This window comes from Paenibacillus baimaensis, from assembly GCF_025567575.1.
The window spans coordinates 51,227-68,812 of sequence record NZ_JAOQIO010000038.1; the positions used below are offsets into that span (position 1 = coordinate 51,227).

Annotated in this window: 12 protein-coding genes; 11 read left to right on the top strand and 1 reads right to left on the bottom strand. The window is 44.4% G+C overall.

Translation table 11 applies throughout. From position 1 onward, the window contains the following. Nucleotides 1-174 precede the first annotated feature (174 nt). Together OB236_RS13385 and OB236_RS13390 are read left to right on the top strand one after the other, a co-directional pair. Nucleotides 175-4,044: a glycoside hydrolase family 44 protein gene (locus tag OB236_RS13385; protein WP_262684436.1), complete on the top strand. Its 3,870-nt coding sequence runs from the start codon at nucleotides 175-177 to the stop codon at nucleotides 4,042-4,044. 138 nt (nucleotides 4,045-4,182) lie between these two features. Then, nucleotides 4,183-4,437, top strand: a complete 255-nt coding sequence (locus tag OB236_RS13390; protein ID WP_262684437.1) for a hypothetical protein — start codon at nucleotides 4,183-4,185, stop codon at nucleotides 4,435-4,437. A 133-nt stretch (nucleotides 4,438-4,570) separates the two neighbouring features. On the opposite strand, the gene OB236_RS13395 is transcribed toward OB236_RS13390, so the two are convergent. Next, nucleotides 4,571-5,614, bottom strand: coding sequence for a hypothetical protein (locus tag OB236_RS13395; RefSeq protein ID WP_262684438.1), 1,044 nt, complete (start codon nucleotides 5,612-5,614; stop codon nucleotides 4,571-4,573). A gap of 202 nt (nucleotides 5,615-5,816) precedes the next feature. Here OB236_RS13395 and OB236_RS13400 point away from each other — a divergent pair, with 202 nt between their 5' ends. The 9 genes from OB236_RS13400 to OB236_RS13440 all read left to right on the top strand — a co-directional run bounded on the left by OB236_RS13400 (nucleotide 5,817) and on the right by OB236_RS13440 (nucleotide 17,586). Then, complete coding sequence (locus tag OB236_RS13400) at nucleotides 5,817-7,658, top strand: sensor histidine kinase (protein WP_262684439.1); 1,842 nt, start codon at nucleotides 5,817-5,819, stop codon at nucleotides 7,656-7,658. Next, a complete protein-coding gene (locus OB236_RS13405) occupies nucleotides 7,636-9,255 on the top strand; it encodes a response regulator (RefSeq protein ID WP_262684440.1) in 1,620 nt (539 codons plus the stop codon). Before OB236_RS13400 ends, OB236_RS13405 begins: the two co-directional genes overlap by 23 nt. A gap of 155 nt (nucleotides 9,256-9,410) precedes the next feature. Further along, nucleotides 9,411-10,805 (top strand): ABC transporter substrate-binding protein, encoded by a 1,395-nt coding sequence (locus tag OB236_RS13410; protein WP_262684442.1) that lies wholly within the window; start codon nucleotides 9,411-9,413, stop codon nucleotides 10,803-10,805. A 28-nt stretch (nucleotides 10,806-10,833) separates the two neighbouring features. Then, a complete protein-coding gene (locus OB236_RS13415; protein ID WP_262684443.1) occupies nucleotides 10,834-11,775 on the top strand; it encodes a carbohydrate ABC transporter permease in 942 nt (313 codons plus the stop codon). A gap of 38 nt (nucleotides 11,776-11,813) precedes the next feature. Beyond that, entirely contained in the window at nucleotides 11,814-12,656 is an 843-nt protein-coding gene (locus OB236_RS13420; protein ID WP_262684444.1) for a carbohydrate ABC transporter permease, read from the top strand. Between the two features lie 40 nt (nucleotides 12,657-12,696). Beyond that, nucleotides 12,697-13,614, top strand: a complete 918-nt coding sequence (locus tag OB236_RS13425) for a dihydrodipicolinate synthase family protein (RefSeq protein ID WP_262684445.1) — start codon at nucleotides 12,697-12,699, stop codon at nucleotides 13,612-13,614. A gap of 50 nt (nucleotides 13,615-13,664) precedes the next feature. After that, nucleotides 13,665-14,642, top strand: a complete 978-nt coding sequence (locus OB236_RS13430) for an aldo/keto reductase (protein WP_262684446.1) — start codon at nucleotides 13,665-13,667, stop codon at nucleotides 14,640-14,642. A gap of 17 nt (nucleotides 14,643-14,659) precedes the next feature. Next, the gene (locus tag OB236_RS13435) at nucleotides 14,660-15,577 is read left to right on the top strand and encodes a dihydrodipicolinate synthase family protein (RefSeq protein WP_262684447.1); all 918 of its coding nucleotides are present in this window, start codon (nucleotides 14,660-14,662) and stop codon (nucleotides 15,575-15,577) included. Between the two features lie 263 nt (nucleotides 15,578-15,840). Beyond that, nucleotides 15,841-17,586, top strand: a complete 1,746-nt coding sequence (locus tag OB236_RS13440; RefSeq protein WP_262684448.1) for a sensor histidine kinase — start codon at nucleotides 15,841-15,843, stop codon at nucleotides 17,584-17,586.

Consider the following 17,586-nt stretch of genomic DNA (forward strand, 5'->3'; position numbering starts at 1 on the left):
GATAGTCAAAACAATAGAGGTAAAGGGGCGTGAGTGAGCAAATGAGAGGGCAGTGAATGTTGATGGCATCATGGCTGCCTGCTCTATGCGGCCAAGTCTTCCGTGTCATTTAGCGGGGTTCGATTGCTGCCCAATATTGATTTTATCATCCAATTGATCAAGGAGGACATTTCATTGACTCAACGTTTATACCGAACACCTATGAAGCTGTCGCTATCGATGGCACTGCTAGTTGCCTGGTCGGGCACAGCAGCAGGAATTGGGGGCATGCCAGCAGCCGAGGCAGCGACTGCTCCTGCAAAGCTTATCGTGTACGACGACCAGCTGCGCAATTCTTTCAACGACTACAGCTGGGCAAAGCATTCTTTATCGGAATCGACAACTCGCCATGCTGGAACCAAATCGATTCGGATGATACCGAACAACGACGATGGTCTATACTTGTATAACGATCGCATCCTTCATGTTTCCGACTATCCGGTTCTTGAGCTATGGTCTAATGGTGGTAAAGGAAACGCACAGAAAATCGAAGTTGTCATGCAAGCGGGTGGTCAGCCGGTCGCCATCCAACAGCTTGATCCAGCTGTGTTCAAGTCCGGTACGTGGCAGAAAACCAGCATTGATCTTAGTAAGCTGAACATGCCAAACGGCATCTTTGACGGCATTCTCATCCGCGGTACCGTATCTGGTCAACAGCCGGAGGTTTATTTCGATGATCTCGTCTTGAATGGTGGCGGGGTCGTCCAAGAGCAGAAGCTCACAAGCATCTCGATGTCATCTGTTTCACTAAATCTTAAAAAAGGGCAGGAAGGCGCTTTGAGTATTACTGCGACCTATTCCGACGGAAAGACGACTCCGGTTCCCCAAGGTATTACATGGAGCACTAACGACCCTGCCGTCGTTTCCGTCAACGCTGCAGGCAAAGTTGTAGGTCAGAGGAGAGGATCAGCGATCCTGACGGCGCAGTATGGCGGGTTCTCTGCCACGTCGACGATTACCGTATCCGACGATGTGGTCGTGATGACGGGAATTGAAGCATCGCCATCGCAAATGGAGCTGAAGCCTAGCGATGCAGGAATGCTCGCTGTAACGGCTTCTTATTCCAACGGAACGAAGATTCCACTCACACAAGGTTTGCAATGGAGCTCCTCTAATGAAGGCATCTCCTCCGTAACGAATGGAAAAGTGACGGCACTTCAGCCTGGCTCCTCCGTCATTACTGCGGTATATGGTTCCTATAGCGCTAATGTGAACGTTACCGTTACGGATGTTGCTCTGCCGCCGGAGGATGACGGGCAGAAGGGCATCAAGATTTACGAAGATACGCTTAATTCGGCATTTCAGGATTACAGCTGGGCGCCGCACAGCTTGAACGAAGAGTCCAAGGTGCATACAGGTAAAAAGGCTGTTGTTTTCGACCCGAGCCAACGAGGCGGTCTTTATTTGTTCAAGGATAACGGGTCTGTTAACGTAAAAGATTATGATCGGCTCGAATTCTGGATAAACGGTGGCGAAGGGGGTGGACAGCAGCTGGAGCTTGTGTTCAATTCGGGCGGTCAAGCCGCAGGGCAGATTAATATTAGCAGTCTGATCGAAAGTGGACGTATTCCAGCTAACGGATGGGTCAAGGTTCAAATTAGTTTACCCGGGTTGAAAATAAAGGATAACCTGTTCGACGGATTGCTGTTCCGTGGTTTGACTGACGGCGTGCAAAGCAAAGTTTACCTCGACGACATTCGACTGCTGGAGAAGTACGTAGCGCCTCCGGCATTGGTGGAAGGCGTTCTGTCACAATATGGCATGGTATTGGCGCCAGGAGACAGCTCCAAGCTGACGTTTGAAGCGCGTTACTCGAATAGCACGAGCGCAGACGTCAGCGACAAGACAACTTGGACCTCGAGTGATCCGAGTATAATCACAGTTAACAAAGGCTCGCTCACTGCTGCTGGCAGCGGCCTTTCAAAGATTACCGCCAGCTTCGGCTCGGCAAGTGCATCGATGTACATTCAGGTCGTGTCGAATACGCCAGAGGCTGTCTATACGGACGGAATGGCAGCCGGTTACAGCGATTGGAGCTGGGGCACGCAGAACTTTGGCAACACGCAGCCGACAGCTTCCGGGTCGAAATCCATTTCGTTCGTAGCTAAAGGCTATGAAGGCATATGGCTGCATCGTAATATGAAAATGGATTTGACCAACTATTACGGCTTGAAGTTAAAGCTGCATGGTGGATCGACTGGTGGACAGCAGCTGCGTGTCAACCTGATGGACGACCACAATTTCGTTGGTGAGTTTGATCTGACGAACGTATTGCCGAACGGCGTACCTGCGAATCAGTGGACAGAAGTGAAGCTGAAATTTGCCGACTTGGGGGTAAGTACCCTTAATCTTGACGGCATTGTCGTTGCAGCGTGGGGTGAGAAGAACCAAGGTACGGTCTATATCGACGATATTGAATTGTTGAAAACAACATCGATCGTCAACCTGCCTGCTCCTGAGCTGCCTACGGTCAAAGTGGCTATCGATTCGACGAAGGAGCGCAGAACGCTTAGTCCTGGCATTTTTGGTGTCAACTTTGAGGATTCTCCAACGGAAGGACATTCCACGATGAAATTCCCGATCAAGCGTTGGGGTGGCAATGCGATGACTCGTTATAATTGGGAAATCGATACGACAAATCGGGGTGGTGATTGGTACTTTCTGAACGTTCCCTACGACAATCCGGATGCGTCCAAGCTGCCGAACGGCTCCTTATCCGACCGTTTCATTCAGGATTCGAAGACCGCTGGTACCGAGGTGCTGCTGCAGGTTCCGACGATCGGTTGGACACCGAAGGATCGTAAAATCAGTTGGAGCTATTCAATAGCGAAGTACGGTGCACAGCAGAGCAACGAGTGCGACTGGCATGAAGCATGGTGCCGTCCGGATGCTGGTAACGGCAAGCTCAAGGACGGCAGCTACGTAACTGGCAACAAGCCGGAGGACACATCGAAGCAGGTCGGACCGGATTTCATTGCCAAATGGATTAAACATATTCAAGATCGGTTTGGCCCTTATGTGCACAATTACGCGCTCGACAACGAGCCTATGCTGTGGCCGCATTCTCATTGGGATGTACATCCGGGCATGACGACCTATGATGAAATATGGAATTATACGAAAGCCTACGGTGAAGCGATAAAGGCGGCCGATCCAGAGGCCAACATCTTTGGTCCGGTGCCGTGGGGCTGGTGCGAATATTTCTACTCCGCGAAGGATGGCTGCTCTCCTGGAGCCGATATGCAGGCTCACGAAGGCAAGCCATATATGGAATGGCTGCTTGGCAAGGTGGAAGAGTACCGCCAACAGACCGGCAAGCGTTTGATCGATACGCTTGATATTCACTATTATCCAGCAGAGAATAACATCGCATTCTCCAGTGATGAGACGTCAGCCATGACCAAACGCCGCTTTAACTCTCTCAAATCGTTGTACGATCCGAACTTCGTGGACGCTTCCTCCTGGATTCAGGAGCCGGTGAAGCTGATTCCGAGGATGCATGATATTATCGCCCGTAATGCACCGGGTATGAAGCTGTCGATTTCCGAGTACAACTTCGGAGATGGCAGTGGTATTGGCAGCGGCTTGGCACAAGCCGAAGCGCTCGCGTTGTTCGCCCGTGAAGGCGTCGATTATGCCATGCGTTGGGGCGGTTTGCAGGGTAATACGCCACTTGAGGACGCCTTCAAGCTGTTCTTGAATTATGACGGGCAAGGCAGCCGAATCGAAGGCGACGTCGTCAGCACTGTCAGCTCCAACCTGGATGCAGTCGGAACGTACACGATCGTATCCAGTCAAGGTAAGAAATACGTACTTCTGTTCAACAAGGACATTGCTCCACGTGTTGCGAATGTGCAAGCCGATGTATCACTGAATGCTTCGGCACAAATATACCGCTTCGAAGCGCAAAAGCGTTTGGCTCCGGCAGGTACTGTGAAAGGCAGTGCGGAAGGCCTATCGTTAACACTCCCAGCAAAGTCAGCGACGTTGGTTGTGATACCTTAGCATTCACCAATACAATAAAATACCGTAAATTGGAGGTTGCCAACATGTCAACACTGTATGAAGTGTGGTGCTACCATCATTCCTTTGATAGTTGAATGTATACAAATCGACAGAGCACAGCTCCGAAGGGAGGAAAAAATGCTAATAAACCAGATCAGCAAGCTCATCAAGTCGGCGAATACTATCGGTCGAGGGAAATATAGGGCAGTTGATCCAAGCAATTCGGACAATAATGTCCAGAAATTTGTGAGGAGTCTGGAATTGTCCGACGAAGAGATCCTGAATACATTTCAACTGACTTTAAACGGTAAACATTTAACAGATGAACAAGCTCGTCATTTTATTGCTATTGTTCGTCAAGAAAAAGGCCGATATCAGGCAGAGCAGAATTAGAAGAAGGAAACCAAATGGTTTGTTTAAAGCAGATGGAATTGAGATCCGTTCCATGTGAAAAATAAATAATGAGAAAAAAGCCGTGCATTTTCTGCGGCTTTTTCTCATTCATGTAAGGAAGCTTGCATACAGGTCAAGACTTTGCGTAATATTCAGCAAGAGCTGTAAATGATTTTTTTATTTCCCAAGGCATGTCTGTATAAGTTGCTCCATATTGATCGGTATAGGTTTTTACCAAGCTGTAACTAGCCGTATCCAGATCGTACAAAGGTTTTTCGTTAAACGGGTACAGTGGCATAACAAAGGTGAACCAAAAAGCACCGTCTACTCGTTCTTCTGTAAATATATCCAGCAGTTCTCCAAGATAATTGACCTGCTCGTTTTCATCCCGAATATACGCGCCATTAAGCTGATTGGGTATTTGACTTCGATCAACGATGGCCCAACCGTATCCGCCTTTGTCTTCAGCACCTTGGTATGTGCAGCAGCCGAACTCTAATACAACCACGGGTTTTCCGTATTGAAAGTAAGCTCTTAGCTTCTCGCGGTATGTATGTTTGTTAAGCTTCTCACGATAATAATCAATGCCAACGAAATCAAATTCATCCCAATTGACATTTTCCCAGGTTCCAGATGCGTAGGTAAGCTGCCCTTGAAAATGTTCTCTGACTACAGCGACAGCTTTTGATAGAAAACTATTTAGTCGCTTATGGAAGGAGCCTTTCAGAAGGGTACTTTTTAGCAAACGCCACGGTTTCATAAAAGTTTGGATCCGCTCAAAAGCAGTATCCCCATCAACAAGTCCCTTCATAAAGAAGGTAAGCTCGCATCCTGTAACAAAAATAATGTGTGGTGATTGTCGCCGTAAGACTTCCGCGGCTTTAGCGCAATCAGCCAAGTAAGACAAAGTTTCTTGTTGATCGGCATCAACGAAAGCAGGGGACCACCATACTTCTAATCCGTGCTGGATGGCGAATTCAGCAGCACAAGTCAGTCTTGCGATATCCTGTCCCGATATTCGGACCGCATTGCAATGCAAATCATGTTTGATGATTTGCATTTCGCGCTGCACAATAGCCGGGTCGAATACATCGCGAGACGATGATTGTTGGCCTCGAGTGAACGTCCCTACGTCATAATTAACGCCTTTACGATTCATCCTCCGGTTGTTGCTCATAGTCAACAGCTCCTTAGATCCCCTTATCGTGAGGTATCCTGTATATGATGTCCAATTTTCAGTGTGCCCAGTATCAGTTCAAAAGAGCTTGGATAAATAATTTGCCATGCGGTCTGTCTTCGGGATAAAATATGAGCATTAGTTGGACAGCGTATGCTGCACCGTCCAAAAAGCAGTAAAAGTTTATGGGGGAGTCGATGCCATGAGAGGAATACAGTTAAGCATAAAAAATAAATTGATCATTTATTTCCTGATCTCTATTCTTTTGCCAACAACGATTATTTCGATTATTTTTTATACCCGATCTTCTGAAATCATCACAGATAAGATCAACCTATCGATTGTCAAAAACTTAAGCTCTGTGGAATCCATTCTGCTGCAAAAGCTGGATTCGATCAACGATTTTTCTGTATTGATGGCGCTTAATCCCGAACTGCAGCACATTATAAGCTCACCTCAGCCAGACAATGCGGATGGTATTATTGATGAGATCGTGAAGCTGGACCGAATATTGGATAGTTATTATTTATCAGATTTTTCGGCATTAACGAAGACAGCGCTTTACCCCAAATTATTTGTAGTAAATCGACCTCAATACAAAAACGTAAACATTACAGATAAGGTTTTTGACATTAGTGCTGTAGAGAATCAAAAATGGTATTCACAGCTTCCAAATCAGTTGACGATTGTTGGGACCGATCACATCACCATGTTCGGGAAAAAGATTCAAACCATGAAGATAGCCAAAAAATTAGTAGCGCTAAGAGCTGCTGATATGGCACCGTATGCAGCGCTGCTGACTACCGATATCGACGCCAACTTTTTCGTTGACCTGCTGAAAAATTATAAAATTACACCTGGAAGCTCAATTTCATTGCTTAATGCCGATGGAGATGTGCTTCTTAGCAGTGATTTATCCCCTGATGGCCCCCACTCGGTTAAGGATTCAGAAGTGATCCGAAAGCTGGTAAAAGACATGCATGACCAAGCTGAACAATCTCATATGGATCACATAGACGGTAAACCGATGCTCATCTCAACTAATTATATTGTACCTCTGAAGTGGACGATTCTTTCCTTAACACCGTTGAATGAAGTTAATATTGAACAAAAAAAACTGAACCAAATCATGGTTTTCGTCATTGTGATCTGTATGTTATTTGCTTTACTTACGGCGTTGGTCCTCTCAGGCAACATATCCAAGCCCATACTGGCCTTGGTGAAGTCGATGTCTACCATCGAGCATGGTAATTTTGATATAAAATTAAGATATCGCAAGAAGGATGAGTTCGGTATATTATTTGAACAATACAAGCAGATGATGGAGAAGATCAAAGATCTGGTCGAAAGACTGTATGTGAGCGAGGTGAGTAAGAAGGAAGCGGAATTGCAAGCCAAGGACGCGGAGCTGAAGGCCTTACAGGCGCAAATTAATCCGCACTTTTTGTATAATGCATTGGACTCTATTAATTTATATGCAATGAGATACAATGTTCCTAATATTAGTGATATGGTTAGTTCGTTATCCAACTTCTTCAGGTATGGTCTTAGCAAAGGGAAAAGCATTATCACGCTTAATGATGAGAAGAAGCATGTGGAGAGCTATCTGGAAATTCAAAAAATGCGTTTTGGCGGCAAGCTGAACTATACTTTGGACTTTCCCAACGATATTCTGCAATGTCTGACAGTTAAATTAATTTTACAACCACTGGTTGAAAATTCAATTATACATGGTATTCAAAAGGTGGAGGGTGAGGGCTGGATTCGCTTAAGCGTCGTCAAGCAGGGGGAGAAGCTCCAAATCAGTATTTCCGATAATGGTGCAGGCGCTAATGTGGAAGAGATGCATGAAATGCTGGACTTTGAAAGCCACACGTCCAAATCGTTTGGTACGAGAAATGTGAACGAGCGGATTAAACGATTATTTGGGATGAAGTATGGTGTGCGTTTTTATATCAATGAGGGCGGCGGTTTAACGTCGGTAGTAGAAATTCCAATTTTATGGACAATGGAGGGTTACCATGTTGAGGATGGTATTAGCTGATGATGATTTTATTGTGAGAGAAACCTTGAGGGAGGTTATCCCTTGGGAGGAATACGGAATCACGATTGTAGGAGAAGCCGAGCATGGGCAGCAAGCCTTCGATCTGTGCAGTGAGTTAGCTCCCGATATTTTATTTACAGATATCAAGATGCCTTTTATGGATGGCTTGGAAGTCGCTATGAATTTGAAGGAAGCAGGAAGCAGAACCAAAATTATCATTATAAGCGGCATCCAGGATTTTAACTATGCCAAAACTGCATTGGAAATTAACGCTGAAGGTTATATTCTCAAGCCTATCAAGATTAATGATATTCGAGAGGTGATCACGAAGGTTGTAAGCAATATCGATATGGAACGCAATATGCACCACAAGATTGAACAGCTGAAGCAGCAGCTGAATGGAAATTCCAGACTGATGAAAGAAAAGTTTTTAAGAGATTTGCTGTTAGGCGTTACCTTTAATGGACAGGAGATCCGAGATAAGCTGGATTACTTTCAATTACCGCTGCAAGCTGATACCTGCTTGATGGTGGCCGTTATGCAAATGGACAATTATTTGAAGCAGATTGAAAACAAGAAAGAAGCAGAGAAACAGCTAATGAGCTTTTCCATTCAAAATATTACAGACGAGATCTTCCGGAATTATGACGCTGGTATCGTTCATTGCTTGAATGAGAACGAATTTGTGCTTATCTTCAATGAAAAATCGCAGCACGACGACAAGCATATCCAAATCTGTGAGGAAATGATCCAGTCCTTATTTAAATATTTAAAAATCTCGGTCTCTATTGGAACCGGCAATCAGGTAGGAAGCATTGACCGCGTGTACGCTTCTTACAAAAATGCGGTCCATGCTGTTCAGCATAAATTTTATATGGGCTTGCGATCCATCATCCGAATTGAAGATATTACGAACAGGCATGCGAAACGTGAACTCGATTCCATGGATTATACGAACTTGTTCGAGGCCGAGAATCGATTGATCGGCTTTATTATGCTCGGTGATACGAATGGCGGGTTACAGCTGCTGGATACGATTTTTAATGGTTTTCTGAATTCCGATGTGGAGTCCATTAGAGGCTTTTGCATGGAATTAATCAGTGGAACCTACCGAAAGGTATATGAAATGGGCGAGGATTTGGAGCGGATTCTTCCTAATCGCAATCTGGTTCTGTTTAACATATTAAAGGCGGAGCATATCCAGGAAATGAAGCTGCTCATGACCTCGATTTTCGTAGAGGCAGCCAATTATTACACACAGAAGTATAACCAGAAGCATATGGATCTTGTGAATAAAATCAAAGCTATTATCAAAAGGCAGTATACGCAAAACTTGAGTTTATCGGAAATTGCCGATGAGGTATTTATGTCGGTTACTTATATTTGTTCGGTTTTCAAAAGAGAAACGGGTGAGACCATCAATGAATATTTGAACCAGGTCAGGATGGAGGAAGCAGGACGTTTATTAAAAACAACCAAAATGAAAATATGGGAAATCGCAGAAGGGCTCGGCTACGATAACCACAATTACTTTAGTACGGCATTTAAGAAATATACGGGATTACAACCTCAGCAATACCGCAATGAGCATAAATAATTAGAGTACCCTTTAAGATATTAGAGTCTTTATCATAAGTTAATGCACTGACTTTAGAGTATCATTCCATTATGATCAATAGTGTAATCACAGCTTATTGTCTAAGCGCTTACACAAGGCTGGATTATCCATAAATAGAATAGGGCGGTGTTAGAATGGGCTTGAACATGAGCAAATGGACAGGCATGGTATTAATGACAGCCATGGGTACGACGTTGCTGGCAGGCTGCAGCTCCACTCCAGAGAAGACCACAGGAGCAGCGGGTGTGACTGGCACACCAGACAACAAGGTAGTGACGATTCGCTTGTGGCACAACGATAAGAGCGAATTTATGAAACGCAAAATGGATGAATTTAACGCTACGATTGGCAAAGAGCAGGGAATTAACCTGGAGTTTCGCGCGATGGGTAATGATTATGCGGATGCCCTGAAGGTTGCGTTGGCCGCCGATCAGGGACCTGAGCTGTATAAGTTCGTGGGAACCGTTAAGGACCCGTTCATCAATGCAGGCTGGATGCTTCCGCTTGAGGATTTTGCCAAAGCTCCTGAATTTCTAAAGGACTATAAAGATATGATTATTCCCGAATATAACACTTACAAAGGGAAGACCTATTCGGTTCCATTCGTAGTGATTACGACCAAAATGCTGTATAACAAGCGGTTATTTGAAAAAGCGGGTATCAAGGAAGTTCCGCAAACCTGGGATGAGGTTGTTTCGGCTGCGAAGAAAATTACAGCTGCAGGTGAAGGTAAGGAATATGGCTTTGGTACGCATCTCAAGGATGTAGGCGCGATGGGCGGCAAGTGGTCAAATGCCGTTATGTTCGCTCCATCGGTTGGACATATGGGATACGACTTCCAGAAGGGTCAATACCGATTTATTGATTTTAAACCGATTCTGGAAAAGGTTGTTCAGATGAAGCAGGACAAGAGCATTTTTCCTGGAGCTGAGGGGATGGCGATTGATAACTTACGAGCTCAGTTTGCTGAGGGACGTATTGGTATGATGATGGGCGCGAGCTGGGAAGTTACTAACTTAACGGACGCCTTAAAGCCCAAGGATGATTGGGGCGTAGCGCATGTACCGGTGTTGGACACAGCAAAGCGCTATAAAGAATATGCCCAAATCGGCGATTATCTCGTCTTTGGAGCAGCTGCCAAAAAAAATCCGGAAAAGAGCTTTATCGTTTATGAATATGTACACAGCAAGAAGTTCCAAAGGGATATGCACGAAGAAGGCGTAGATTTTATGGCAAATGCCAAAGCAATCGAAGGAGCAAAAACACCTGATAAGAAGGGATGGAAGGAATTTTCTGATTTAAGCACCTCCTATTTCACCAAAACACCACCGGATGGAGCGATCAAGCTGGAGGGTGATACGTATCAAAATACGATTGGCAAGATTTTATCAGGCTCCGTAACCGATATCGGTAAAGAACTGGAAGGTCTTGATAAACGATACAACGACGCTTTGACGCGGGCGATCAAGGATGGTTTTGATCTCGGTCCATTTAAGGACGGAGCTTGGGACACCACATTGAAACGATGACAGATGTTTGGCAGGAAAGGAGCAGCTTATGAAGACCGCAACATTGAAATACCGCCAAAGGTATGAGCATTCCATCGTGGGCAGAGTGCTCGGTAAAGATTCATTTCAAGCCTATCTGATGCTGCTGCCGATGCTGATCGGATTTGCGTTCTTTACGATTTATCCCATGCTGTGGCTGATGAAATGGGCATTTTATGATTATGATGGCATAACGACGGCCAAATTCATCGGACTAGATAATTTTATAAGAGCCTTTACACGAGATCCCAAATATTGGGAGGCGCTGCTGAATACATTTATTATCGTTTTTGCCAAGCTAGCGATCGAATTTCCGTTGGCCTTGTTCCTGGCGGTTCTGCTCAATAAGGGGACGCGAATCAATTCGATGTTTCGTACCGCTTTCTTTATGCCGACGATTATTAGTACAGCGGTTATCGGTCTGATTTTCTTCCTCATGTTCGAGCCTTACCAAGGTATCGTGAACCAGGTGTTTATCAAAACTGGACTCATGGACACCTCGATTGAATGGTTTGGTACGAAGGCACTTGCTAACACCATCATAGTCATTGCCAGTGTTTGGCACAATTTCGGAATTAATATGGTGTTTTTTCTAATGGGTATGCAGACGATACCTAACGAATTGTATGAATGTGCTGAAATCGATGGGGTAACCCGGTGGCAAAAGTTCATCTATATTACACTGCCGATGCTGGCGCCTATCATGAAAGTCTTATTGATGCTGGCGATCATTGGAAGCATGAAGATGGCCGACTTGGTACTCGTACTCACGAATGGACAGCCTGGGGGACAGACGGAAGTGGTCATGACCTATGTATTCAAATACTTCTTCTCCTACGGAGTATCCGATTCGATGAACCAGTTCGGTTATGCGTCTTCGCTTTCAGTCATTACGGGCATGGTGCTTGCTGTGATAACCGGATTGTATTATAAGCTGACCAAAAATGATTAAACCGTTTATTAGGAACCGAGGAGGTGCAATTGCTTCACATGAATACCCATAAGGCCATCTCTTCCACGATACTGTATACGGGGCTAAGTATACTCTTTGTTCTGACGTTATTTCCTATCTTGTATACGATGCTCTCATCCTTCAAGACCAATCTGGAGGTGATGTCCTCGGGCAGTTTGCTTCCAACCAGCTTCAGTATTAAAAACTATGTGGATGCTTGGAAGCTGGGACATTTCGATTTGTATACGTGGAATAGTATTTATATGACATTTTTCATTGTAGTGGGCACTATTGTAACTTCGACCATGGGTGGATATGTGTTTTCCAGAGGGAAATTTCCCGGTAAAAATCTGATTTTTGTCATACTCGTATCTACGATGTTCATTTCTGCAGGTACCCTGTATCTGTATCCGCAGCTGATTGTGGCCAAATTATTCCATCTCAACACGTCGCTATGGGGAGTTATCATTATCAATATATTGGGCTTTAACATTACTCAGCTGTACATTGCCCGCAAATATATCGATACGATTTCTCCAGAAATTGATGAAGCAGCCAAGATGGACGGATGCAGTTTTTTTAGAATATTTTGGAATATGATATTTCCTCTGATCAAGCCTTTGATTGCAACGATTGGCCTATTATCCTTCATGAATGCATGGAACGATTATTTGCTGCCTATGGTATTCACAATTGGCAACCCGAATAATTCACCTCTTGTGGTTGGTGTCGTTGCACTTAAGAGCCGAGGAGAAACAGTAAGCTCGTGGAATTTGATGCTGGCTGGAACGACGATGTCGATCATCCCTATGCTGGTCGTATATTTATTCTTGAATCGTTTCTTTATAGCAGGACTAACGAGTGGAGCTATTAAAGGCTAGTAAACCATACAATAATGATAGAAATGGGAGGAAAAATATTATGGCAGCAACAATAACAGGGATTATTCCCGCACTGGTGACACCCTTCGACAAGTATGGCAATTTGGTAAAGGATTCAGCTGAAAAGCTGTTGGAAAAGTATGTAGAGGAACGCGCAGATGGCCTATACATGCTGGGTTACACAGGCGAAGGCAGGCTGATGTCGGTAGCTGAGAGAAAAGAGTGGACAGAGATCGTGCTTGGTATCAATAACGGAAGAATACCGGTTATTGTCCATGTCGGCTATTCCAATGAAGAAGAAGCCCTGGATTTAACCCGCCATGCAACAGAAGCAGGAGCATTTGCTGTGTCTTCGGTACCTTTATCCAATTCAGCTACGCTGCAAGAAAACGTACTGTATTTTAAAAACCTCGCTGAAGCTTCCGATCTTCCTTTTTATATTTACTGGAATCAGGAGATTATTGATAATGAGACAGGAAAACGTGCAACTGCAGTGAAGCTTGTGGAAACGATGTCACAGGTCAGGAATTTTGCTGGAATTAAATATACGGACAGTAACTTCTACTACTTGGAGCGCATCAGAAAATATATGCCGGAGCTGAATCTGCTCACCGGTGTCGATACAATGGTTCAAGCAGGAGCGTTGTTAGGTGCCGATGGAGCGATAGGTGCGCTGCAAAGTGTGACCTGCGGACATATGCGCGTCATGTGGGATGAATACAAGGCAGGTAATCTGGAAAAAGCACAAAAGCTGCAAATACAGGCAAACAACGTATATGAAATGCTGGATCGTCCGGATGTTGGCGTGATTCCAGGTATTAAAGTGATCATGGAGCACGAAGGAATTCCTGGCCTTCCTAAATTGCCAACACCACCGCTTACTGATCCTGTTATTATTAAGCAATTATTAGAGGTGTATGAAAGCAATATCGTAAATAAAGTGACAGCCAACTCGTAATTCGATGCTGGAGTTTCGTATCGATTATATATCAGCAGCAGGAGGAATTTATGAAGCCGCAACCGTTAGCACATTGGGGATTGAACACGAGCAGACTCGTATTTGGATGTATGGGATTGGGCGGAGACTGGACTAATGGGCCTATCACCAAAGAACATGTACATCAAGCTGAACAAGTAACCGAGGCCGCTTTAGAAGCCGGCATTAGCATGTTCGATCATGCAGATATTTATCGGAGTGGCAAGGCTGAGCTCGTATTCGGGCAAATGCTGAAGGCTCGTCCTTCCTTACGGGATAACATGATTATTCAGTCCAAATGCGGCATTCGCTTCGCGGACGGTGATGTTCCGGGACGTTATGATTTTTCAAAACAATATATCCTGAATTCCGTCGAGGGAATTCTGAAGCGTCTCGGAATCGAGACCTTGGATATATTGCTGCTTCATCGTCCAGATCCATTGATGGAGCCAAACGAAGTTGCCGAAGTGATCGAATCCTTGTATACGTCAGGCAAGGTTAAACGCTTCGGTGTATCCAACATGAGCGCAGCACAAATCCGTTTCCTGCAGCAGGCTTCATCGCAACCGTTCATCGTCAATCAGCTCGAAATAAGTCTTGCGCATCTGCATTTCCTTGATCAGGGGGTTCATATCAATCAGGAAGCTGGAACCAGCGTCAATTTCGCTGATGGATTGTTGGAACATTGCCATACAGAGCACATTCAGGTTCAAGCCTGGAGTCCGCTGGCCAAGGGTATATTTTCAGGACAGCCCATAGACGGAGCGTCGGAAGCTGTTCGTCAAACAGCAGCGTTAGTGGCAAAGCTGGCACAGCAGAAGGAAACGTCGCAGGAGGCCATCGTACTTGGCTGGCTCATGAGGCATCCATCTCGAATCCAGCCTGTCATCGGTACGACCAACCTGCAGAGGATTGTTGCCTGCCGTGATGCCGAACGACAAGCAGACCTGATGACACGAGAAGAATGGTATCAGCTCTATGTCAGTGCCCGTGGTGTAAAATTACCTTAATAAGAGAGGAACTAACCATGAATATTACTAAAGGTGTATGGCCAACAATGGTTACTTCATTCAAGGCAACCAAACAAATAGATTACGATGGGTTGGAGCGGTTGATCGAATGGTATATAGCGAAAGGCGTACATGGATTGTTTGCTGTGTGCCTATCAAGCGAAATGTATCATCTCTCGTTAGCCGAACGTGTGCAGCTAGCGAAGTTTGTTAAGGAACAAGCAGGCAGCAGGGTACCGGTAGTTGCATCTGGCCATATTTCTTATTCGATAGAGGACCAGATTGAAGAAATCAAACAAATATCGGCTACGGGTGTGGATGCCTTCGTTTTAAATGTGAATCGTTTGGCTACTGCCTACGAATCTGAAGAGGTTTTTAAACAAAATGTCGAGACCATCCTGACTAATGTGCCGCATATTAAGTTTGGACTTTACGAATGCCCGGTTCCATACAAACGCTCCTTAACACCCGAATTACTGAAATGGTGTGCGGATACGAACCGATTTTATTTCCTGAAGGATACGGAAGGTGTCCCGGCGCATATGAAAGCCAAGCTGGAAGCCGTGAAAGGCACACAGCTGCAAATCTTTAATGCAGAATCGGCAACACTATTAAGTTCCTTAGAACAAGGTGCGTCAGGTTATAGTGGAATTATGGCCAACTTCCAACCTGATTTATATGTCAGACTGTTTGATCTTTACGCAACGAATCCGGAGCAAGCGAGACGATTGCAAAATTATATCGGAATGTCTTCCGCCATGGGACGTGTGCTCTATCCGGCAGGCTCCAAATATTATCTACAATTGGAAGGCTTGGAAATTTTATTGGATGGACGTACGGTCAGTAAGGAGCTTTTTAATGTATATATGAAGCAGGAGATTGAACAATTAAGATTGTCGGATAATGAATTGCGAAATCAGATTAAATCGATATAAATAGTCACATTAAATATGAAAAGGTTGATCTCACATTGTTGATGATCAGCCTTTTTTTTATTTTCATGTAGAGAAATCTGAAGTTGGGGACAATAATATACGATCCGGTATTTGCCAAAAAAGGACTTGTTTTATTATTGTATAGATTACATTAAAATAATCCTTATTTCATCTGTAATTTTACATTATTTCTGTCATGAGGATTTGTTATAATGATCAGATGCTTTAGAAACTTACATGACTTGACGAGGCAGGTGACCTGAATGTATAAACGAAGCTTATTTATCAAATTGTTAGTTTGGTCACTTCTAGCCACGACCATTCCTTTTATATGCTCCAACTTAATTTCATACAGGTCAACCTCAGCTACACTTCAGGCGAACATGATCGAGCTGAATAGGAAAACGATGAGTATTGGCATGGAAAACGTCAAAAAATATTTAGAGGAATTAAATCAATTATCGGTATCCTGGTACTACGATCAAAACCTGATGGAGTACCTCTGGCTGGAAAAAACGAATTTTCAACAGGATATGTATATCGACCGTCAAGTGGCTTATTTAATGTACAGTCGGCCTGAAATTAAAGTAGTCAATTTTCATAGTGGGATAAGTGGACAAAAATATGCAAAGTTTAACTATTCAGTCCTGAGTATTCCCCAACAACTGCAGCTTCCATCCGATCACAAAGAATCATGGGATAACCTTCGTGCTTATGAGATGCAGCAGCTGAATGGCAACCGTTATTTAACCATTAATAAAAAGCTTATTGATTATCCGAAGCCTAATGTGCTGGGGCTGCTGTCCATGTATATTTCGTTAGACGAGATTGGACGTTTAAGCAGACAGCTATTCGATCCGGGTCAAGAGTCGCTATTTATGTTTATGAATGGCAGCGGAGAGCTTATGTATACGTCAAGAGAAGCATCGGATGCATCTGCTATGCAGCAATCAGAGCTTGGTTTGAATATATTAGATGAGCAGCCGGGCTATCAATACGGTGAATATAACGGAAAAAAGGGAGTATTCATCATCGTTAACGATACGTTTTATGAGATGCCACTTACCATGATCAAATTTATTCCTTCGGATTTCATTAACCAGGCTGCCCAAAAAACGTTGGACCAATCCATTGCGATCCAGTTCATAGCGCTTGCATTCATTCTATTGTTTACATTCATCATATCCTACTCCACAATTACGCCAATTAAAAGGCTGATTCGCAATATGACCCGGGTGGAGATCGGACAGTTCGATGTCGAAGAATTCAAGACCCGAGAGGACGAAATCGGCATTCTCGAGCTTCGTTTTCAAACGATGGTTCGCAATTTGAAAGAAATGATTATTCGGGAGTACGAACAGCGCATTGAAATCTCAACGGCCCAGCTAAAAATGCTGCAGGCGCAAATCAATCCGCATTTTTTATATAATACGCTGCAATCGATTGGTACCGTAGCACTCCGTCATGGGGTCGAGGAAATAAACGATAAAATATTTCAATTGGGATCGATCTTGAGGTACAGCATGGATTTCAATACGGAAACCGTTTACTTGCAGCAGGAAATCGAGCATATCGAGGATTACCTATCGCTTCAGGAAAACAGGTTCAAACACAAGCTGTCATACACCATTCACAGTGAGCCGGCCGCGCTGAAAGTGAGGGTTCCCAAAATGATATTGCAGCCGCTCGTTGAGAACAGCATTATCCATGGCATCGAAAGCGGGACAGGCATGGGCACGATTCATTTGGACATGGCACTGGATTCTGGCTGGTTGACCATTCACATTACAGACAATGGAAAAGGGATGGATTATAACGAAATCGAACAGGTTCAGCTGCGCTTTAACGAACCTAACGTTTACAAACGAGAGGAAGGCGGCATCGGATTAATCAATGTGCTGCAGCGATTACGGCTCAAATATGGAGATCAATTTAAGTGGCATATCACCAGTACACCCTATGACAAAACGGAAATTAGTTTGATTATTCCGATCCAGGAGGACCTATAG